Annotated in this window: 5 protein-coding genes; all 5 read left to right on the forward strand. The window is 72.7% G+C overall.

The window, feature by feature from the left end; genetic code table 11:
* Positions 1-59: 59 nt before the first annotated feature.
* A complete protein-coding gene (locus ACJA3G_RS31325; protein WP_406556419.1) occupies positions 60-1,301 on the forward strand; it encodes an MFS transporter in 1,242 nt (413 codons plus the stop codon).
* Between the two features lie 267 nt (positions 1,302-1,568).
* On the forward strand, positions 1,569-1,790 hold the full coding sequence (locus ACJA3G_RS31330; protein WP_406556422.1) for a hypothetical protein: 222 nt from the start codon (positions 1,569-1,571) through the stop codon (positions 1,788-1,790).
* A complete protein-coding gene (locus ACJA3G_RS31335) occupies positions 1,787-1,918 on the forward strand; it encodes a hypothetical protein (RefSeq protein ID WP_406556420.1) in 132 nt (43 codons plus the stop codon). The genes ACJA3G_RS31330 and ACJA3G_RS31335 overlap by 4 nt, the downstream gene beginning before the upstream one ends.
* Positions 1,919-1,993: 75 nt before the next feature.
* Positions 1,994-3,136: an AAA family ATPase gene (locus ACJA3G_RS31340; RefSeq protein WP_406556423.1), complete on the forward strand. Its 1,143-nt coding sequence runs from the start codon at positions 1,994-1,996 to the stop codon at positions 3,134-3,136.
* The coding region (locus tag ACJA3G_RS31345; protein WP_406556421.1) for a hypothetical protein at positions 3,133-4,367 on the forward strand (1,235 nt) is incomplete at its 3' end. The genes ACJA3G_RS31340 and ACJA3G_RS31345, both read left to right, overlap by 4 nt.

Consider the following 4,367-nt stretch of genomic DNA (forward strand, 5'->3'; position numbering starts at 1 on the left):
CTGCCCGCCGCCGTTAGCGCCCCCGCACCACCGGGGTGCCTCACCCCAGAAAGCACGCGTTGACCTCCACCACCGGCTCAGGCCCGCTGCTCACGCAACGCCACGTGGCCCGGCTGCTTTTCGGCACGCTGATCGGCCGCCTGCCGGGCGGCATGGCTCCCGTCGCCATCCTCCTGCTCGTCACCGACCAGGGCGGCTCACTGAAGGCGGGCGGGCTGCTGTGCGCGCTGTACGGACTGGCGTCCGCCGTCGGGCAGCCGGTCCTGGGCCGCATGGTCGACCGACGTGGACAGAGTCTGGTCACCGGCACCGCGGTCCTGCTCACCACGGTCTGCCTGTTGAGCCTGTCGGTGGTGGAGGTCGCCGCTCGGCCGGGCCCCGCGGCCGGTCTCGTCGCGCTCGCCGGGATGAGCACTCCGCCACTGGAGGCGGGGCTGCGGGCCCTGTGGCCCGTGGTCCTGCCCGACGAGGCACGCCGTCGGGCCGCGCTCGCCCTCGATACCGGCGCCCAGGGGCTGATCTACGTCACCGGGCCCCCGCTGGTCGCCGTGCTGTCCACGACGACCGGGCCGCGCACCGCGATGGTGGTGAGCGCCGCGCTGGGGCTGGTCGGTGCCGCAGTGGTGCTGAGCGCCGCGCCTTCCCGCCACTGGCGCCCCGCCCCCAAAGCCCACCGCACCGGGATGGTCGGGCCCCTGGCCCATGCAGGGCTGCGGTGGCTGTTCATCGCGGTGAGCGGCGTGGGTTTCGCCCTGGGCGCCATGAACGTGTGGGCCGTCTCGCTCGCCGACACCCCCGGCATGGATCTGCTGTCCGGACTGATCCCCGCAGCGCTGTCCACCGGCAGCCTCGTCGGCGGCTTCCTGTACGGGCGCCGGGTCTGGCCGGGCACGCTCACTGGACAACTCCTCGCGTCATCCCTTCTGTTCGCCGCCAGCTGGGTGCCTTTGGTAGCGGCCACCGGGCCCGTCTCGGCCGTGACGCTGGCGGCAGTCCCGGGCCTGTTGCTGACCGCCGTGATCACCTCGGCGTTCCTGATCGTGGACGCCCTGGCCCCGGCCGGCACCACGACCGAGGCGTACGCCTGGCTGATCGCCGCCGTCGGCACCGGCCAGGCCGCCGGGACCGCCGTGGCCGGCGCGCTCGCCGAGCGCCCCCACGTCGGTGCGGGCCTCCCCGCGGCCGGCGCTGGCCTCACTCTGATCGTCCTGCTCGCCGCCCACCGCCACCTCACTGTTCCCGGCGCTGGCACACGCCGCCGCGGCCGGCACCGCCGCACCCCGGCACACGCGGCCCGCTGAACTCCCTCTACTTACATGGAGGTTCGGCTATGGCCGTCGTTGGTACACCCGGCTGTCGGAACCTGCGGAAAGGCGAGTCAGGTAGCTGCGGGACGGTGAGGCCCGCCCTGGAGCATGTCGGCAGTCATTGCCCATCGTTCGTGGTCCAGCCACGCACCGTCGATGTGCTGGAACCTCCGGGCCGCCTCGTCTTCGCCCAACACCCCACCGCTTTCCCGCCCCCACGATAGGAGATCCGCCTTGCCAGAAGCACCCGCAGAGCCCTTCATGACGATCCGGCACGCCATCACCGGCGAGATCACCACCACCGGCTACAACGCCGCCGCCCGGCGGATCCTGCTCCAGGACGGCTTCGAAGAGGCGCCAGTCTGCACCTGCCGGGCGACGGAACCCGGTACGGAGCAGACTCACGGGCCTGCTCGGCAGCCAGCGAGCTGCTCGTCGCCGACCACCCCGTGCCCCTGGACCGAGCCCTCGGTCGGCCGGTGAGCGCTGACGGTACGCGCCGGGCCCGGTCGTCGCTGTCGGCACAGTCCGTGATCCGCTCCGAGAGCGGCCAGCTTCTCCAGCGCATCGCCAACCACTCCCGCACCCGCACCCGCACCCGCACCTGTTGAAGGATCCTCGTTTTGACCACACCCGGAACGCCTACCGGTCCAGCGCGCACCAAGGGCGGCGAACTGCGGGCCAAGGTGGCCCGACTGCTGGCCGACCGGCCGGCGGACACGCTCACCATCGGGCACATGGCCAGGCAGCTGGGCCACTCCCATGGCGCCGTCCGCAACGCCGCCCTCACCCTGGTGCGACGCGGCGAGGCCGACCAAGGCGGAAGCGGGCAGCCGGAGTTCCGTGCGAATGCGAAGACTGCCGCAGCCGCGCAGACCGCTGTGATCAGCCCACCGGGCACCCACTCTCCCCGGGCCCAGGCGGCCACGGCGCGCACGACCATTCCCGCAGCAGCCGCTCCCAGGCAGACCGGCCCGATCCGCCGCGCGGGGGGCCAGATCTACCATCCCCGGGAGCTGGCCGATCTGCCCGACGTTGAGGCGTTGAACCGCTTGCGCGACGCCGACGTGCCGGTGCTGCTCTACGGCCCTCCGGGTACCGGCAAGACGAGTCTGGTCGAGGCGGCGTTTCCGGACCTGCTCACCGTCGCCGGTGACGGCGACACCACGGTCGGCGACTTGATCGGCGAGTACACACAGGACGACGCGGGGGCCTACGTCTTCCAGTACGGTCCGCTGGTCACCGCGATGACCGAGGGCCGCGCCCTGCTGATCGACGATGCCACCTTGATCTCACCGAAGGTCCTGGCGGCGCTGTATCCCGCGATGGACGGGCGCAGGCAGATCCAGGTCAAGGCCCACAAGGGCGAGACCATCAAGGCCGAGCCGGGCTTCTACGTGGTGGCGGGCCACAATCCCGGCGTCCACGGGGCGGTTTTGACGGAGGCGCTCGCGAGCCGGTTCAGCGTGCAGATCCAGATCGGCACGGACTATGACCTCGCGCTGGCGCTGAGGATCGATGCGCGGGTGGTCCGGGTCGCCCGGCATCTCTCCCGCCAGGTCGAGCTCGGCGAGCTTGGCTGGGCTCCCCAACTGCGAGAGCTGCTCAGCTACCAGAAGACCGAGGCCGTCCTCGGCACCAAAGCAGCCCTCGCGAACCTGGTCGGCATCGCCCCTGTGGAGGATCGCGACGCCGTCGCCGCTGCCGTCATCAAGGCTGTCGGCGTCAAGGAGGTCCGCCCCCTCACCCTCGGCAAGCAGCTTTCTGCCTCGGCCGTCCGGCAGCCCGCGGGCAGCACCGGCTCCGCGCACCGGGGACGGTCGCGATGAGCGCCCACCGCCACGTCCAGTCCACGCCAGACGATGCTGCCGAGCTCGCGCGATGGGACGACGACGGCGCGCCGCCCGCGCAACCCCGTTCCTCCCCGGCCGCGTGGCTGCGCGTGGGAGCCGAACTCGGCGATCGGCTGGTCGCCCTTTCCGGCCGCCAGGACCTCCTCGTCACCTGCCGCCCCGGCACACGTAGCGGCGCACCGGCCGCGTTCTTCCCCGCTCTGGGAGAGGTCGAGTTCGACGCCGGCCTGTTCGCCCCGCTTAAGCCCCACGAGATCCATCCGCGGATCGTGGGCGACGAGGAGCGGTATCCCGCCGCCTGGGGAGTGTTCGTCCACGAGGCCGCGCACGCGGCCCACTCCGTCTGGACGGAGCCTGCCGGAGCGGACCCCCGGGCCGTCGAGGCCGCGCTCCTGCTGGAGGAGAGCCGGGTCGAAGGCGCACACCTCATCGCCCGGCCCACGGACCGCACGTACCTGCGCACCAGTGCCCGCACGCTGGTCATGCCCGACATCGCCCACCCCACCCTCCAAGGCATCGAGCACGCCGCCAGCGTGGCGGCCCTGATCCTCGGCCGCCGTGACGTCGGCATCCTGGACGCCGGCGAGACCCGGGCCGTCGCCGACCTGTGCGAAAAGGTGCTGGGCGCAGACCTGCTGGCCACCCTCACCCGCATCTGGACCGCAGCCCACCAGTGCGCCGACCACGACGCCACGACCATGCTCGCGCACGGTCAAGAATGGTGCGACGCTCTGGCCACCGCGGCCCCTGCCCTGCCCGTGCCGGAGAACCTCGCCGATCTGCTGTCCGGCGCGGTGGCAGTGGTCATGGACAGCGCGGCAGCAGCCGACGCCGCCGACCTCGCGGCACAGGCCGCAGCGACCAACGCCATGGCCACCCGGTCAAGGGCACAGGCCAACGACCGTGCCCAGCAAGCCAGTCGGCGACGCCAGGCCGCCGCCACCGCGAGGTCCGTCTTCAACTCCGGCGGCGGCACCGTCAACCCCGACGGCACACCCGCGCCCTACAGCAACCCTGTCACCGGCACCCGTCGGCCTACCGCCGCCGAGAAGAGTGCCGCAGCTCGCCTGAGCCGCGCGCTGCGAGCCGCGGCCTACCGCGAGCGAACCGAGGAGCGGACCACCAGCCCCACCCCGCCCGGCCGCCTCAACATGCGCGCGGCCCTCGCCCGCGACGCTCAGCGCGCGGCTCAGGCGAGCTGCGGCAC

The organism is Streptomyces sp. YS-3 (genome assembly GCF_045257485.1).
GTDB lineage: Bacteria > Actinomycetota > Actinomycetes > Streptomycetales > Streptomycetaceae > Streptomyces.